This is a genomic window from Roseateles asaccharophilus (assembly GCF_031458115.1).
GTDB classification, from domain to species: Bacteria; Pseudomonadota; Gammaproteobacteria; order Burkholderiales; family Burkholderiaceae_C; genus Pelomonas; species Pelomonas asaccharophilus_A.
In genome coordinates this window covers 302,002-318,539 of sequence record NZ_JAVDXV010000009.1, presented here as the reverse complement: position 1 = coordinate 318,539, position 16,538 = coordinate 302,002, and the positions used below count along the sequence as shown (strand labels likewise).

The following is a 16,538-nucleotide window of genomic DNA, read 5'->3' as shown; positions in this document are numbered from 1 at the left end:
AACCAGCCGACGGCGGCGCCAACGCAGCGCCCCCCAGGCTCCAGGAGACAAAACAATGAAGCGATTCACCCTTTCGCCGGTCGCGGCCGCCGCCACGCTGACGCTGGTGCTGGCCGGTCAGCACGCCACCGCCCAGCAGGCTGCCGCGCCCAAGCCGGCCGCCGAGGCCGAGAACAAGCTGGAGCAGGTCGTCATCATCGGCCAGCGCGCCAGCCGCAATGCGGCCGTGCAGTCCAAGCGCGATGCCGACCAGGTCGTCGAATCCATCGTCGCCGACGACATCGGCAAGTTCCCCGACAACACGGTGGCCGAAGCGCTGCAGCGCGTGCCCGGCGTGCAGACCGTCGTGGGTTTCAACAACGAGATCGTCAACCCGCTGATCCGCGGCATCGGCGACATCATCACGACCGTGGACGGCCGCGAGATGTTCACCGGCGTGGGCCGCGGCTTCGCGTTCCAGGACCTGCCGGCCGAAGCCATCTCGCGCGCCGACGTCTACAAGTCGGCCGGCGCCAACGTGCTGGAAGGTGGCGTGGCCGGCGCCATCGACCTCAAGCTGCGCAAGCCCATGGAGTTCCGCAAGGGCCTGACGCTGGTCGTCAACGGCCGCGCCAGCAAGGGCGAGTTCACGACCGACCCGTCCACCAAGCTGGGCGTGCTGGGCTCCTACCGCGTGCAGACCGATGCCGGCGAGATCGGCTTCCTGGCCGACGTCTCCTACGCCGACCACAAGTTCAACCGCCCCATCTCGTTCAACTGCGATCCGCGCTCCGGCACCAACGGCCCGGCGGGCGCGGCCGGCATCGTGCTGCCCACCTGCGTGGGCGGCCTGACCGACACCGGCGGCTACCAGCGCCCGCAGGCCAACGCGTCCATCCAGTGGCGCCCGAACGCGCAGAACGAGTTCTATGCCGACGCGCTGTACGCCGGCTACCGCGGCAAGTTCGGCACCTACTTCATCTTCTCGGACATCTTCGCCGCGGCCAACATCACCAACGCCAAGGCCAGCACCGACTGCTTCAAGGCCCACATCAACGGCGCCGGCTTCCTGGGCAGCGCGACCGACGGCATCCAGAACCTGTGCAACGGCGTGTCGGCCACGTTCAACAACGTGCCGGGCCTGACCAGCACGCAGGCCAAGACCGGCGCGACCGACCAGCGCGTGCTGGCCGCCGGCTGGAAGTACAACGCCGGCCCGCTGTCGCTGCACCTCGATGCCTCGCACATGGCGTCGGACAACCGCAACCGCAACATCATTGTCGACATCGGCAAGCAGATCGCGTCGGTGGACATCGTCGTCAACGCGGGCGACTACGGCACCACCAACATGCCCGGCAACCCGCTGGGCAGCAAGACCGACTTCCGCTTCGCCAACGGCCTGTTCCAGGACATCAACTGGGCCAAGAGCGAGCAGAACGCCGTGGCGCTGAAGGGCAGCTACGAGCTGGACGGCTTCATCACCAGCGTCGACTTCGGTGTCCGCGCCGCCGACCGCGACTCGGCCTGGCGCGCCAACGAGGCCGGCGGCCCCGGCGCCCCCGGCGGCAACCGCGTGACGCTGGTCAGCTCGGCCACGCAGCTGCCGGCCGACTTCCTGATCCAGGCGCCCAACTGCATCCCGCAGATCAACGGCTGCCAGCCGTGGATGACGCCCAACCCCGACTACCTGCGCAACAACACGGACGTGCTGCGCGTGCTGTACGGCAGCCAGCCGGGCGACCCGGCCTATGCCCCGGTCAACAACTACGACGCGACCGAGCGCAACTACGCCCTCTACGTGCAGCCGCACTACGAGACCACCGTCGGCGGCATGCGGCTGGACGGCGTGTTCGGTGGCCGCTTCGTGCGCTCCGAGCGCACCATCTCCGGCGCGGGCCGCATCAACAACGTCGTCACGCCGCAGACGGCCTCGTCGACGACCAACCACTTCCTGCCCAACGCCAGCGCCAAGCTGGAGGTCGTGCCCAACCTCATCGTGCGCGCCACGGCCGGCGTCACGATGTCCCGGCCGGGCCTGGGTGACCTGAACCCGACGGTCAACTACTCGGTGCCGCTGAACGCCAACATCATTCCCGGCGGCAGCGGCGGCAACCCCGAGCTGAAGGACCAGATGAGCACGGCCTACGACCTGTCCATCGAGAAGTACTTCGGCAAGGGCAGCTATGTGCAGGCGGCCGTCTACCACCGCGTGCTGAAGGACCGCGTCGTGCGCTCGGTGGCCCGCGAAGTCATCGGCGGCGTCACCTACGACATGAGCCGCCCGCGCAACCTCGGCAAGGCCACGCTGAAGGGCCTGGAGCTGAGCGCGCAGTACTTCCTGGACATGCTGCCCGGCGCCTTGAGCGGCGTGGGCGTGTTCGGCAACTACACGATGGCCGACAGCGTGGTGAACACGCCCGGCGACAAGCTGTTCGGCAAGCCGCTGCTGGGCGTGTCCAAGCACAGCTACAACGCCGGCGTGCTGTACGAGAAGTTCGGCATCACCAGCCGCCTGACCTACACCTGGCGCGACAAGTTCAACGAGGGCCAGATCGACTGCCTGGTCGCGTCGCCCGCCGAGAACGGCCTGGCCACCGGCATCTGCGGCAACAACAACGCGCCGTACTACAACCGCGTGAAGGCCTATGGCCGGCTGGACTTCGCCATCGGCTACCAGGTCACGCCGCAGCTCAGCGTCAGCTTCAACGCCAACAACCTGACCGGCGCCAAGTACTACAGCTACTTCCAGAACGAGAGCTTCCCGCACGACATCCGGTCGGACGACAAGTTCTATGGCCTGAGCTTCAACTTCAAGTTGTGATTGTTGACCCCTCGCCCAGCCCGGCCGCTGAACGCGTGCCGGTCTGGTCGGTCCCCCGAGGGGACGGCGATGCACGCCGGATTGACCGGCGTGCAAATCGCCAGACGGGCCGGCTTGGGGCGGCCCGGCGCTCGGCCCGAACACCGTAGCGTCCCCTTCCGATCATTCTCCGGGCGGTCGTGGTTTGGCCCGCCTTTTCAAGCCAGCCCTCGCGCACGCACTCGTTTTGAGTGCGTGTCGGGGCGGCCTTTTTCCTTCGTTTTCCGTATGCAACGACGCCACGCCCTTGCCGCCCTCGCGGCCGTCGGTCTGCCCGCCTGGGCGGCCGGCAAGCCCATCGTTCTCGGCTTTTCGCAGATCGGCGCGGAGTCGGCCTGGCGCACGGCCAACTCGGCCTCGATCAAGCAGGCCGCCAAGGACGCCGGCATCACGCTGAAGTTCGCCGACGCGCAGCAGAAGCAGGAGAACCAGATCAAGGCGCTGCGCGCCTTCATCGCGCAGAAGGTCGACGTCATCGCGCTGTCGCCCGTCGTCGAGACTGGCTTCGGCACCGTGCTGCGCGAGGCCAAGGCCGCGGGCATCCCGGTCATCCTGACGGACCGCCTGGTGAAGGAGGCCGACGAGAGCCTGTGGGTGTCGTTCATGGGCTCCGACTTCGTCGAGGAAGGCCGCCGCGCAGGCCGCTGGCTCATCGACAAGACCAAGGGTGGCACGGGTGAGGTCCGCATCGTCGAGCTGCAAGGCACCGTGGGCGCCGCGCCCGCGCTGGACCGCAAGAAGGGCTTCGAGGAAGCCATCAAGGACCAGCCGCGCCTGAAGATCGTGCGCTCGCAGACGGCGGACTTCAGTCGTGCCAAGGGCAAGGAAGTCATGGAAGCCTTCCTGAAGGCGGAAGCCGGCCGGAAGGTGGACGTGCTCTACGCCCACAACGACGACATGGCGCTGGGCGCCATCCAGGCCATCGAGGAAGCGGGGCTCAAGCCGGGCAAGGACATCCTCGTCATCTCCATCGACGGCGTGCGAGCCGCCTTCGAGGCGATGGTGGCGGGCAAGCTCAACGTGACCGTGGAATGCAGCCCCCTGCTGGGCCCACCGCTGATGCAGGCCGTGAAGGACCTGAAGGCCGGCAAGACGCTGCCGCGCCGCATCGTGACGGAGGAGGGTGTGTTCCCGGCCGAAGTCGCGGCGCGTGAGTTGCCCAAGCGGCGGTACTGAGGGCTCGGACTTGAAAGCCGCCGCATTGAGTGGAATGGCGCCGGGCCGCGGGGGCACGCAATTGCTTCGTGTCCCCCGGCCCGCTGCGCGGACCTCCTCCTTTACCTTCGCAATTGCGTGCCCCCACGCCCCGGCGCACCACCTGAGGTTTGCGCCGGCATGCACGAATGCAGCGCGGAGCAGGTGGCTGGGCAGGCCTGATGCGAAGGTAAAGGAGGAGACCGCGAAGCGGGCGGGGGACACGAAGCATCAGGTCTGCCCAGTCGCCTGCGGGCATCCCGATGGAGCGCGGCAATGAGCCCTACCGTGCTTCAGGCCCATGCCGTCGCCAAGTCCTTCAACGGCTTGCCGGCCCTCGTCGACGCCGGCCTCACGCTGCGCGCCGGTGAGGTCCACGTACTGATGGGCCAGAACGGCGCCGGCAAGTCCACGCTGATCAAGATCCTGACGGGCGTGCAGGGCTTGGATGCCGGCGACATCCAGCTCGACGGCCGGCCCTTCGCAGCCCGCACGCCGTTGCAGGCGCAGCAGGCCGGCATCGCGGTCGTGCATCAGGAGGTGCAGCTGTGCCCCAACCTGTCGGTGGCCGAGAACCTGCTGGCCGGCCGGCTGCCGCGCCGCTGGTGGGGCATCGCCTGGAAGCAGGCTCGCGTCGACGCCGAAGCCGCGCTCGCGCGGCTGGGTCTGCAGCTCGACGTGCGCCAGACGCTGGGCGACTTGCCCGTCGCGCTGCAGCAGATGGTGGCCATTGCCCGCGCGCTGCACCAGCAGGCGCGGGTGCTGATCCTCGACGAGCCCACGTCCAGCCTCGACGAAGCCGAGACCGCGCGGCTGCTCGCGCTGCTGCGCCAGCTGCGCGGCGAGGGCGTCGCGATCCTGCTGGTCACGCACTTCCTCGACCAGGCCTACGCGGTGGCCGACCGCTTCACGGTGCTGCGCAACGGCGAGCTGGTGGGCGAGTATTCCGCCGAGCTGCCGCGCATGAAGCTCGTGCAGCTGATGATCGGCCGCGAGTTGTCGGCCACCACGGTGGCGCGCGATGATGCGGCGCCGCCGGCCGGTGCGGCGCTGCTGCAGACACAAGGCCTGGGTCGCCGCCATGCGGTCGAAGGCGTGAGCCTCAGCGTGGCACCCGGCGAGGTGCTGGGCCTGGCCGGGCTGCTGGGCGCCGGCCGCACCGAGACCGCGCGCCTGCTGTTCGGTGCCGACCGCGCCGACATGGGCGAGCTGCGCATCGACGGCCGGCCACTCACGCTCGCCGGCCCGCGCGACGCCATCCGTGCCGGCTTCGCGTTCTGCCCCGAGGAGCGCAAGGTGGACGGCATCGTCGCGGCCTTGAGCGTGCGCGAGAACATCGTGCTGGCGCTGCAGGCCCGCCGCGGCGTGTTCCGCATGCTGTCGCCCACGGCGCAGCGCGAGCTGGCGCAGCGGTTCATCACACAGCTGGGCATCAAGACGGCCGATGCCGAGACGCCCATCGGCCTGCTGTCGGGCGGCAACCAGCAGAAGGCCATCCTGGCCCGCTGGCTGGCCACCGAGCCGCGCCTGCTGATCCTGGACGAGCCCACGCGCGGCATCGACATCGCCGCCAAGCAGGATCTGATGGACCAGGTGCTGACGCTGTGCCGCCAGGGCATGGCACTGGTGTTCATCTCGTCCGAGCTGCCCGAGGTGCTGCGCGCCTGCGACCGCGTGATCGTGCTGCGCGAGCGCCGCCAGGTGGCCGAGCTGCCGGCACGCGGCTTGAGCGAGTCGCAGCTGTTGCATGCAATGGCGGAGGCGGCATGAGCGGGTCGGTGAAGCATGCGGCCTTTGTGCTCGCGGCGCTGCTGCTGCTCAACGCCGCGCTGAATCCGCAGTTCGTGTCGCTGCGCTGGCAGGACGGCCACGCCTTCGGCCCGCTGATCGACATCGTCAACCGCGCGGCACCGCTGATGGTCGTCGCGATGGGCATGACGCTGGTCATCGCCGTGCGCGGCATCGACATCTCGGTGGGCGCGGTGGTCGCCATCGCGGCGTCCGTGGCGGCATCCGTCATCAACGGCAGCGGCAGCCTGGCGCTGGCCATCGCCGCGGCATTGGGCGCGGCAGCCGTGTGCGGCCTGTTCAACGGCCTGCTGGTCGTGGCCGGTGGCATCCAGCCCATCATTGCGACGCTGATCCTGATGACGGCCGGGCGCGGCATCGCGCAGCTCATCACCGACGGGCAGATCCTGACGATCAACGACGCCGGCTATGCGTTCATGGGCAACGGCTTCCTGCTGGGCCTGCCGTTCGCGCCCTGGCTGGCCGTGGGCCTGGCGCTGTTGCTGGGCGCGCTGAAGCACCGCACCGCGCTGGGCCTGTTCCTGCAGGCCAGCGGCGCCAACCCGTCCGCCGCGCGGCTGGCGGGCGTGCATGCGGCGGGGCTGCTGCTGGCCGTCTACATCGCCTGCGGCCTGTGCGCGGGCTTGGGCGGCCTGATGATCTCCGCCAACATCCAGAGCGCCGACGCCAACAACGCCGGCCTGATGCTGGAGCTGGACGCCATCCTGGCCGTGACGCTGGGCGGCACCTCGCTGCTGGGCGGCCGCTTCAGCCTTCGCGGCAGCCTGTTGGGCGCGCTCATCATCCAGACGCTGACGACCAGCATCTACGCCTTGGGCATCGCGCCCGAGGTCACGCTGGTCGTGAAGGCGGCCGTCGTGTTCGCGGTGTCCATCAGCCAGTCGCCGCGGCTGTGGAGGCGGGCGCCATGAGACAGAACCTGCCGAGCTGGGCGTCGCTGGCGCTGCTGGTCCTCACGCTGCTCGCGGGTGCGGCCGCCTACCCGGGCCTGCTGTCCGGCCAGGTGCTGCTGAACCTGCTGATCGACAACGCCTTCCTGCTCGTCGTCGCGGTGGGCATGAGCTTCGTCATCCTGTCGGGCGGCATCGACCTGTCGGTGGGCTCGGTCGTCGCGCTGACCACCATGCTGCTGGCGCTGGGCGTGGAGCGCGCGCAGATGTCGCCGTGGCTGCTGATCCCGCTGCTGCTGGTCGCCGGCGCCGCGTTCGGCGCGCTGATGGGCTGGGTCATCCAGGCCTTCGAGGTGCCGGCCTTCATCGTCACGCTGGCCGGGCTGTTCCTCGCGCGCGGGCTCTGCTACGTGCTGAGCGTGGACTCCATCGTCATCAGCGATGCGACGCTGACGGCGTGGTCGCAGGCACGCTGGTCGCTGGGGCCGCTGGGTGAGATCACGCCGGGCGCCGTGGGCTCGCTCGTGGTGCTGGCGTTGGCCGCTTGGGTGGCGCGCTCCACCGGCTTCGGCCGTGCCGTCTACGCGCTGGGCGGCCAGGAGCACTCGGCGCGGTTGATGGGCCTGCCCGTGCGCTCCACGCGCATCGCCGTCTACGCCGTCAGCGGCGGCTGCGCGGCCTTGGGTGGCGTGCTGTTCGGCATCTACACGCTGTCGGGCTATGGCCTGCATGCGCAGGGGCTGGAGCTGGACGCCATCGCCGCCGTCGTCATCGGCGGCGCGCTGCTCAGCGGCGGCACGGGCCAGCTGCTGGGCGCGCTGACCGGCGTGCTGATGCTGGGCCTGATCCAGACGTTGATCCTGTTCGACGGCACCTTGAGTTCCTGGTGGACGCGCATCGTCATCGGCGCGCTGCTGGGCCTGTTCTGCGGGCTGCAGCGGCTGCTGGTGTGGCTGCCTGCGCGCCGCCGCCTTGCTTCCTGATTTCTCCAAAGAGGTTGTCATGAGATTGCTGATACCCGCTCTCGTCCTCGCGCTGGCTGGCGCCGCCCAGGCGCAGGAGCCCGAGAAGCCGCTGGGCCCCGCCCACCGCCTGACCACGCCATGGACCGCCGAGGCCGAGAAGGCCGCCGTGCCACTGCCCGAGTACCCGCGGCCGCAGCTGGTGCGCAAGGACTGGATCAACCTGAACGGCCAATGGGATTACTGGGGCGGCAAGGGCGCGCCGGATGCGCGCCATGTGCCGTCCGTCGCGCCTACCTTCCCGGCCACGGTCGAGAAGGTGCGCGTGCCTTACCCCGTGGAGTCGCGCCTGTCGGGCATCGAGCGCCTGGGCGAGGTCAACCTCTGGTACCGCCGCACGTTCGAGATCCCCGCCACCTGGGCCGGCCGGCGCGTGCGCATCAACTTCGGCGCCGTGGACCGCGTGGCCAACGTCTACGTGAACGGCACGCGCGTGGGCTTCCACGACGGCGGCTTCGCGTCGTTCAGCTTCGACATCACCGATCACCTGAAGCCCGGCCGCAACGAGCTGGTCGTGTCGGCCTTCGACCCCAGCACCGGCGACGGCATGCTGGGCAAGCAGTCGCTGAAGCCCGGCGGCATCTTTTACACGCCCAGCTCGGGCATCTGGCAGACCGTGTGGCTGGAGCCCGTGGGCGCCGCCCACGTCGCGCGGCTGGACCTGACGCCCGATGTCGCCAGGCAGCGGCTGCAGATCATCGTGCGCGCCGATGCCCATGCGGACGTGGAGGCCGTGGCCTACCGCGACGGCAAACCCGTCGGCCGCGTGACTGGCAAGCCGGGCACCGAACTGCACCTCGCCGTGCCCAAGCCGCGGCTATGGTCGCCGGATGATCCCTTCCTGTACGACCTGAAGGTCACACTGCGCCGCGACGACAAGGTCATCGACCAGGTCGACAGCTACTTCGGCATGCGCAGCATGGCGATTGGCAACGTGGCCGGCGTGCCGCGCCCGCTGCTGAACGGCAAGTTCGTCTTCCAGTTCGGCCCGCTGGACCAGGGCTTCTGGCCCGACGGCCTGTTCACCGCGCCTACCGACGAGGCGCTGAAGTTCGACCTGCAGGCCACCAAGGACCTGGGCTTCAACATGGTCCGCAAGCACATCAAGGTGGAGCCGGCGCGCTGGTTCTACTGGGCCGACAAGCTGGGCCTGCTGGTGTGGCAGGACATGCCGCAGGCCTGGGACGCCGAGAAGGACCTGGCCATCCGCAGCCGCACCGAAGGCCAGATGCGCGAGATCGTGGACCAGCTGCGCAGCGTGCCGTCCATCGTCTCGTGGGTGATCTTCAACGAGAGCTGGGGCGACTTCGACCACCGCCGCATGTCCGACGTGTTCAAGGCGCTGGACCCGACCCGCCTCATCAACACGCACTCCGGCATCAACTTCGAGCCGCACGACCAGGGCGGCGGCGACGTCATCGACCTGCACGACTACCCCGGCCCTCAGCCAGTGAACTGGCAGCCCGGCCGCATCGCCGTGCTGGGCGAATACGGCGGCAACAGCCTGCGCACGCCGGGCCACATGTACCGGCCCGACTCCAAGTGCTGCTACCTGCTGTACGACAGCAAGGAAGCCGTCACCAAGGTCTACGTGGAGCAGGCCGCCAAGCTGCGCGAGTACGCCGCCACGCAAGGCCTGAGCGCCGCGGTCTACACCGAGACCACCGACGTGGAGGAGGAGCTGAACGGCTTCTTCACCTACGACCGGCAGGTCAAGAAGCTGGACTTCGAGCAGGTCAGGAAGGCCAACCAGGCGCTGATCCGCTTCGGTCGCTGATTCGTTTCTTTGGGGGCTCCCGCTGAGCGGCCGCCAGAGCCGCCTCGTCCATTCAACAGGAGACAGGCATGAGAGCGTTCTATGTATTGACGATGGCGCTGTGCGCGCTGCTGCTTGGCACCCCGGCCCGCGCGGCCGAGACGGTGCTGAACACGACGCAGGACAGCTTTTACCCGCGCATGATCCGGCTGGCCGCCAGCGGCGGCGCCAACGGCCGGCTCATCGCATCGCACGACTTCAACGGCAGCCAGTCGGTCATCTACGAGAGCACCAACGACGGCGCGACGTGGACCCAGGTCGGCAGCATCACGGTGCCCGAACCCTGGCACTGCTGCAGCGGGTTGTGGGAAGTGCCACAGCAACTGGGCAGCACCGCGGCGGGCACGCTGTTCTGGGCCACCACCGGCCGCAACGGCACGGCCTTCGCGCTGCGCATCTACCGCAGCACCAACCAGGGCCGCACCTGGACACAGCACGCCGTGGCCGCCACCGGCAGCACCGGCATCTGGGAGCCCGAGTTCACCGTCGACAGCGCCGGCCGGCTCGTGATGTTCTATGCCACCGAGGAGTACAAGGCCGGCGGCTACAACCAGCTCATCGCGCACAAGGTCTCCACCGACGGTGGCCTGACCTGGGGCGCCGACGTGTTCGACGTGGCCATCAGCGACGGCGGCGACCTGCGCCCCGGCATGCCGGTCGTGCGCAAGCTGCCGAACGGCAGCTACGTGATGAGCTACGAGATCTGCGGCTCGCGCGCCTGCGACGTCTACACGCGCACGTCCAGCAACGGCAGCAGCTGGGGCACGGCCAGCAACTTGGGGCAGCGGGTGGAGTCCACCGCCGGCCACCACTTCAGCCACACGCCCACCATCACGTGGATGAACGACGGCAGCCCGCAGGGCCGCCTGCTGCTGACCGCCCAGGTGCTGAAGCGCAACAGCAACAACAGCATCAACGAGGATGCGACGGGCCGCGTCTACTTCTTCAGCACCAACGGCGCGGCGGGGCCGTGGACCGAAGCCGCCACGCCGCTGGCCACGCCCATCCTGACCGGCGGTGACGCCTGCACCAACTACAGCGCGCAGCTGCTGGCCTCCAGCGACAACCAGCGCGTGCTGCAGATGGCCAACCTGGGCTGCCGCATGCAGTTCGCCAGCGCGCCACTGCACCACCCCGTGGCCGACGGCGTCTACCGCATCGTCGCCAAGCACAGCAACCAGGTGCTGGACGTGGCCGGCTGCGCCACGACGCCGGGCGCCAACGTGGCGCAGTACACGTGGATAGGCGGCGACTGCCAGCGCTGGAAGGTCACCAACGCGGCCAACGGCATCTACACCATCACCGCGCAGCACAGCGGCCAGGCGCTGGACGTGAACGGCTGCTCCACGGCAGCGGGCGGCAATGTGCAGCAGTACACCGCCAATGGCCTGAACTGCCAGAAGTGGCGCATCGAGCCCGTGGGCGACGGCCACTTTCGCGTCATCAACCACAACAGCAACCTCGTGCTGGACGTGAACGCCTGCTCCACGGCGACGAGCGCCAACGTGCAGCAGTGGACGTGGATTGGCGGCGACTGCCAGCGATGGCGTTTCGAGCGCGTCAGCCCCAACTCGGTGGCCAACGCGACCTACAAGGTCATCGCCAAGCACAGCACCCAGGCGCTGGACGTGAATGCCTGCTCCACCGCCGCCGGCGGCAACGTGCAGCAGTGGCCGTACAGCGGCGCCAACTGCCAGCGCTGGAACGTCGCGCAGACGGCCGACGGCTTCTACGAGTTCACGTCGGTCAACAGCGGCCTGAAGATGGACCTGCAGGACGCGTCGCTGCAGATGGGTGCCAACGTGCGCCAGTGGACCGCCAACAACGCGGCCGCGCAGCGCTGGGGCATAGAGAACGTGGGCAGCGGCTATGTGCGCGTCATCAACAAGCACAGCGGCCGCGTGCTGGACGTGGCCGGCTGCTCGACAGCCAACGGTGCCAACGTGGCCCAGTGGGAATGGCTCGGCGGCGATTGCCAGCGTTGGCAGCTTTCGGCACCGTGACGCGCGCCCCTCGCCCAGTCTTGCTCCGGCTGAACGCCGGCACGCCTGGTCGGTCCCCCGAGGGGACGGCGATGCATGCGGCATCGAGCCGCATGCACATCGCCAGACGGGCCGGCTTGGGAGCGGCCCGGCGCTCGGCCCGCAAATCAGAAGGAGATCGATGATGAAGTTGAAAACCTGGCTCGCCGGCCTGCTGCTTGCTGCAGGCGTGGCCCATGCGGCCGAGCCCGCCCCTGGCGGCTACCTGTTCGCCCACATGACGCATGCCCGCTACGGCGTGCTGCACTACGCCGTCAGCACCGACGGCCTGCACTGGAAGCGCCTGAACAAGGGCAAGGCCGTCAACGAGGAGTACCACGGCCACCCCTTCATCGTGCAGGGCGGCGATGGCCGCTACTACCTTGTCGGCAACCAGAGCGACGACGACCCGGAGATCCGCTTCTGGGTGTCCGACGACCTGGTGAAGTGGACCAAGTTCGGCACCTACAAACCCGACCTGTCAGGCGTCAAGGGCCATCCGCACACGCTGCAGCGCATCGGTGCGCCCAAGCTGTTCTTCGACAGACCGTCGAAACAGTTCGTGCTGATGTGGCACACGCCGAACGTGCCGGGTTCGACGGACGACCCCGAGCGCTACTGGTCCAGCCAGCGCACGCTGTACGTCACGTCGCCGGACCTGCGCGAGTTCAAGGCGGCGCCCAGGCGCCTGTTCGACTGGGACATGGCCACCATCGACGTGTTCCTCGTCGACAACCCGGCCGGCGGCTACTGCGCGGTCGTCAAGGACGAGCGTTTCCCTTCGTACATCTGGACCACCGGCAAGACCGTGCGCATGAGTTGCGGCGCGAACCTGCTGGGGCCGTACCCCGAGCCCGGCCCGCCGCTGAGCCCGGCCTTCCGCGAGGCGCCCACGCTGATCCGCGCGCCCAATGGGCAGGACTGGTTGATGTACTACGAGCAGTACGCCGGCACCAGCTACGGCTTGTCGATGGCGCCGCGGCTGGAAGGGCCCTGGATCGAGGTCTGGGGCAACTCGGGCGTCAAGGAGTGGAACCGCTTCGAGATGCCGGCCACGCTGCGCCACGGCTTCATGATGGCCGTCACCAAGGCGCAGATGGATGCCTTGCTGAAGGCCTATCCCGAATAGGCGGGCCTAACGCAGCCTCAGGCGCGGCGCGTCGTTGCCGCCGGGCGCCTCCACCGAGCCGATCTCCGCCGCCGCGGCAAACCCGTGGCGGCGGAACACCGCCAGCACTTCGTCCACGGCCGCCGCATCGCAGGACACCAGCAGGCCGCCGCTGGTCTGCGGATCGGTCAGCAGCGCGCGGTCGGTCGCGGTGAAGCCGTCGGGCAGCTGCACCTCGGCGCCATAGCCGGCCCAGTTGCGCGCCGACGCGCCGGTGACGAAGCCGGCCTCCGCCAGCTCGCGCACCTGCGGCAGCAACGGCACACGGGCCCAGGCGATGTCCACGCAGGCGCCGGCGCCGCGTGCCAGTTCCAGCGCATGGCCGGCCAGGCCGAAGCCGGTCACGTCGGTCATCGCATGCACGCCGTCCAGCGCCGCCAGGTCGGGGCCGGGCGTGTTGAGCTGCGTGGTGGTGGCCACCATCCGCGCATAGCCGTCGGCGGACAGGGCTTCCTTTTTCAGCGCGGCCGACATCACCCCCACGCCCAGCGGCTTGCCCAGCACCAGCCGGTCGCCCGCGCGCGCATCGGCATTGCGCTTGACTCGCTTCGGGTGCACCACGCCCAGCGCGACCAGGCCGTAGATGGCCTCCACCGAATCGATGGTGTGGCCGCCCGCGATGGGAATGCCGGCCGCCGCGCAGACCGACTCGCCGCCCGCGAGGATTCGGCCGATCACATCGACCGGCAGCACGTTGACGGGCATGCCCACGAGGGCCAGCGCCATGATGGGCTTGCCGCCCATCGCGTAGACATCGCTGATGGCGTTGGTGGCGGCAATGCGCCCGAAGTCGAACGGGTCGTCGACGATGGGCATGAAGAAGTCGGTCGTCGCGATCAGCGCGATGTCGTCGGTGAGCTGGTAGACGGCCGCGTCGTCCGCCGTTTCTATGCCCACCAGCAGCTGCGGCGGCACCGGCAGCCGGGCGGTGTTCTTCAGGATCTCGCTGAGAACGCCGGGCGCGATCTTGCAGCCGCAGCCACCGCCGTGGGACAGCGAGGTCAGGCGGGGGACGGGAGGCGGTGTGGTGGTCATGGCAGTTGGGCGATGCGGGCGGCCAGATGCTGGATGCCGGTGTCGGACAGATCCTCGCATTCCACGCGCTGCGCGTTGGGCAGGCGGGCCAGGTGGCGCCCTTGCGAGCGGGCGTACAGCGGGTCGTAGTGGCGGGCCATCAAGGCCTCGAACAGCGGCGTCAGCGCGCCGTCCAGCGCCCAGGCCTGCCATTGGGCCAACACCTCCTTGGGCAGCAGCTCGCGCAGGCTGCCCAGCTTGTCGGCCAGCGCCTGGCGGTCGTCCCCCAGCCAGGCGTAGTCGCGCAGCAGGTAGGCGAGCCGGGCCGTGGGCGATGCAGCGATCTCCACGACCGGGCTTTCGCGCAGCCGTTGGAGCAGCGGCTCGGGCACGCTGATGCGGCCGATGCGCCGGCTTTCAGCTTCCACCCAGACGCGCCGCGTCGGGTCCAGGCCGCCCAGGCGGTGCATCAGCTGGGTCTCGAAGCCTTTTTGCGACGGCTGCGGCCGCCCCGGCACGGCGCCCAGCACGGAGCCGCGGTGCGCGGCCAGGTCTTCCAGGTCCAGCACCTGCTCGCCTTGCTCGGCCAGCGCCTGCAGCACGCGCGTCTTGGCGCTGCCGGTGGGGCCGCACAGCACGCGCAGGTCCAGCGCCGGCGCGCGCTGCGCGATCTGCTCGATGACGTGCGCGCGCCAGGCCTTGTAGCCGCCCTTGAGTTGTTGCGCGTCCCAGCCCACCAGCCTCAGCCAGTTGACGAAGCTGCCGCTGCGCATGCCGCCGCGCCAGCAGTAGACGAGGGGCCGCCAGTCCTTGGACTTGTCGCGGAACAGCTCGTCCAGATGACGGGCGATGTTGCGTGCAACAAAAGCGCCACCGATCTTGCGTGCCTCGAAGGCCGACTGCTGCACATAGATGGTGCCGACGATGCGCCGCTCCTCGTCATCCAGCACGGGGCAGTTGATGGCGCCCGGGATGTGGTCCAGCGCGTACTCCGCTGGCGAACGTGCGTCGATGAGGACGGTGAACTCGTCCAGATCGGCCACGGTGGTGGGCTTGTGACTCATGGGGTGGGCGAGGTTACACCGTGCCCGGTGTGACCAAAACCACGCTTGCGGCGCCGGCGTGGCCGTGAGGCGGCGAAGACGCCGCAAGCGGTGCTTTATTGACGCGGGCCCGCAGAGGGCCGGTCCCATAGTCGCGGCCATGAAGTCCCGCCACCGCCGTCCCGTTCCGCTGCCCAGCTTCGGCCCGCGCCGCATCCGCGGCGAGCAAGGCCGCCTTGTCGTCGACGAAGCGGTGCGCTGCGAGGAACGACCCGTGCAGGTCGAGCTGCAGCAGCTGGAGCGCTTCTCCGCGCTGATGGCGGCCCAGGGCTGGCCCGCGCATGTTTCGCGGCTGGCCTACGACCGCATCTATGCCGGCGAGCGCTTCGGCTTCGCCAAGCGCGTGGGCCGGGGCGAGCTGCCGGCGCTGGCGCGCCAGTTGATCGCATGCTGGCGGCCCCGTCGCGTGGAGCCGGCGCAGCCCTGAGTTGCCCTCTTGCCAGCGACGCGCGGTCGTCCTACAACTGCAGTGTCGCCAACCGATCAACATCGCTCTGCGACCACCCCCGGAGGACGCGACCATGACTCACAGCTTTCATTGGTCCCGACTGGCTGAGATCGACGAGGCCGCACCCGTCGATCCGGTGCCCTTCCCGACGCGCACCGAGGTAAACGTGCTCAGGCGCACATTGAAGCGCCTGCGGCAGACGCTGGTGAACCGCGCCAGCCCCGCCGCCGAGCCGGCACCCAAGACCAGCCCGCGTTCCCGAACGCGATGACGTGAGGGCGCTGGCGCGACCGCGCGCAGGCTGACCGCCACGATGCCCGCCAGCACCGCGGCGCTGCCGGCGATGAAGGCCGGTTCCAGCCGCTCCCCCAGCAGCCAGGCGCCCAGCAGCACGCCGAACAGCGGCGTCAGGAACGAGAACACCCCCAGCCGCGACGCGAGGTAGTGGCGCAGCAGCCAGCACCAGGCCAGGAAGCTCGCGAACGACACCACCAGCGCCTGAAACCCCAGGTGCGCCCAGACCCGCACGCTGGCGGCATCGAACTGCCATTGGCCCGTCAGCGCGGTGGCCGGCAGCAGCAGCGCGAAGGCACCCAGCAACTGGTACTGCAGCGTCTCCGTGGCCGGCGCGTCGGCCAGTCGCGTGCAGCGGATCGTGATCGTCGTGGCGGCCCAGCACAGCGCGGCGCCAAGCGCCAGCAGGTCGCCCCACAGGCTGCTGCTGTTTTGCGGCTCACCGCCCAGGAAGGCCACCACGATGCCACCAAACGCCAGCGCGATGCCGCCCCATTGCCGCACGCCCAGCCGCTCCGCCGGCAGCCGCCAGTGCAGGCCCAGCGCCGCGAACAGCGGTGCCGAGTACAGGAACACGACCACGTGCGAGGCCTGCGTCCATTGCAGCGCCTGGCTGACCAGCAGGTACTCCAGCGCAAACAGCGCGCCCGCGGCCGCGCCGAGGGCCCAGCGCTCGCGTGCCAGCCGCTCGCCACGGCGGCCCATCAGCAGGGCCAGCAGCAGCGCCGCGATGCCCGAGCGCAGCGCCACCATCAGCATGGGGCTGGCCACATCGGCCACCGTCTTCAGCGAGATCTGCTGCAGGCCCCAGGTCAGGCACAGCAGCAGCATCAGGCCGCTGGCGCGGCCATCCAGCGGGGCGGGCGAAGGCGTGACAAGAGACGACATGGCCTCACTGTGTGTGTGCGGCATGAAATCGA

12 protein-coding genes are annotated in these 16,538 nt (G+C 69.4%); 9 read left to right on the top strand and 3 right to left on the bottom strand.

Going from position 1 to position 16,538, the window contains the following annotated elements; genetic code table 11:
* Nucleotides 1–55 precede the first annotated feature (55 nt).
* The 8 genes from J2X21_RS22350 to J2X21_RS22315 all read left to right on the top strand — a co-directional run bounded on the left by J2X21_RS22350 (nt 56) and on the right by J2X21_RS22315 (nt 12,720).
* Nucleotides 56–2,800 (top strand): TonB-dependent receptor, encoded by a 2,745-nt coding sequence (locus tag J2X21_RS22350; RefSeq protein ID WP_310332309.1) that lies wholly within the window; start codon nt 56–58, stop codon nt 2,798–2,800.
* A 267-nt stretch (nt 2,801–3,067) separates the two neighbouring features.
* Complete coding sequence (locus tag J2X21_RS22345) at nt 3,068–4,015, top strand: ABC transporter substrate-binding protein (protein ID WP_310332307.1); 948 nt, start codon at nt 3,068–3,070, stop codon at nt 4,013–4,015.
* A 294-nt stretch (nt 4,016–4,309) separates the two neighbouring features.
* Nucleotides 4,310–5,803, top strand: a complete 1,494-nt coding sequence (locus J2X21_RS22340; RefSeq protein WP_310332306.1) for a sugar ABC transporter ATP-binding protein — start codon at nt 4,310–4,312, stop codon at nt 5,801–5,803.
* A complete protein-coding gene (locus J2X21_RS22335) occupies nt 5,800–6,753 on the top strand; it encodes an ABC transporter permease (RefSeq protein ID WP_310332304.1) in 954 nt (317 codons plus the stop codon). Before J2X21_RS22340 ends, J2X21_RS22335 begins: the two co-directional genes overlap by 4 nt.
* Nucleotides 6,750–7,715, top strand: a complete 966-nt coding sequence (gene yjfF / locus J2X21_RS22330) for a galactofuranose ABC transporter, permease protein YjfF (RefSeq protein ID WP_310332303.1) — start codon at nt 6,750–6,752, stop codon at nt 7,713–7,715. Before J2X21_RS22335 ends, yjfF begins: the two co-directional genes overlap by 4 nt.
* Before the next feature lie 19 nt (nt 7,716–7,734).
* Entirely contained in the window at nt 7,735–9,531 is a 1,797-nt protein-coding gene (locus J2X21_RS22325) for a sugar-binding domain-containing protein (protein ID WP_310332301.1), read from the top strand.
* 68 nt (nt 9,532–9,599) lie between these two features.
* Complete coding sequence (locus J2X21_RS22320) at nt 9,600–11,573, top strand: RICIN domain-containing protein (RefSeq protein ID WP_310332300.1); 1,974 nt, start codon at nt 9,600–9,602, stop codon at nt 11,571–11,573.
* Nucleotides 11,574–11,736: 163 nt separating this feature from the next.
* A complete protein-coding gene (locus J2X21_RS22315) occupies nt 11,737–12,720 on the top strand; it encodes a glycoside hydrolase family protein (protein ID WP_310332298.1) in 984 nt (327 codons plus the stop codon).
* 6 nt (nt 12,721–12,726) lie between these two features.
* On the opposite strand, the gene selD is transcribed toward J2X21_RS22315, so the two are convergent.
* Entirely contained in the window at nt 12,727–13,794 is a 1,068-nt protein-coding gene (gene selD / locus J2X21_RS22310; RefSeq protein ID WP_310332296.1) for a selenide, water dikinase SelD, read from the bottom strand.
* Complete coding sequence (gene mnmH, locus J2X21_RS22305; protein WP_310332295.1) at nt 13,791–14,837, bottom strand: tRNA 2-selenouridine(34) synthase MnmH; 1,047 nt, start codon at nt 14,835–14,837, stop codon at nt 13,791–13,793. Before mnmH ends, selD begins: the two co-directional genes overlap by 4 nt.
* Before the next feature lie 139 nt (nt 14,838–14,976).
* Here mnmH and J2X21_RS22300 point away from each other — a divergent pair, with 139 nt between their 5' ends.
* The gene (locus J2X21_RS22300) at nt 14,977–15,303 is read left to right on the top strand and encodes a hypothetical protein (RefSeq protein WP_310332293.1); all 327 of its coding nucleotides are present in this window, start codon (nt 14,977–14,979) and stop codon (nt 15,301–15,303) included.
* A 108-nt stretch (nt 15,304–15,411) separates the two neighbouring features.
* On the opposite strand, the gene J2X21_RS22295 is transcribed toward J2X21_RS22300, so the two are convergent.
* Entirely contained in the window at nt 15,412–16,506 is a 1,095-nt protein-coding gene (locus tag J2X21_RS22295; protein WP_310332292.1) for a DMT family transporter, read from the bottom strand.
* Nucleotides 16,507–16,538: the final 32 nt, after the last annotated feature.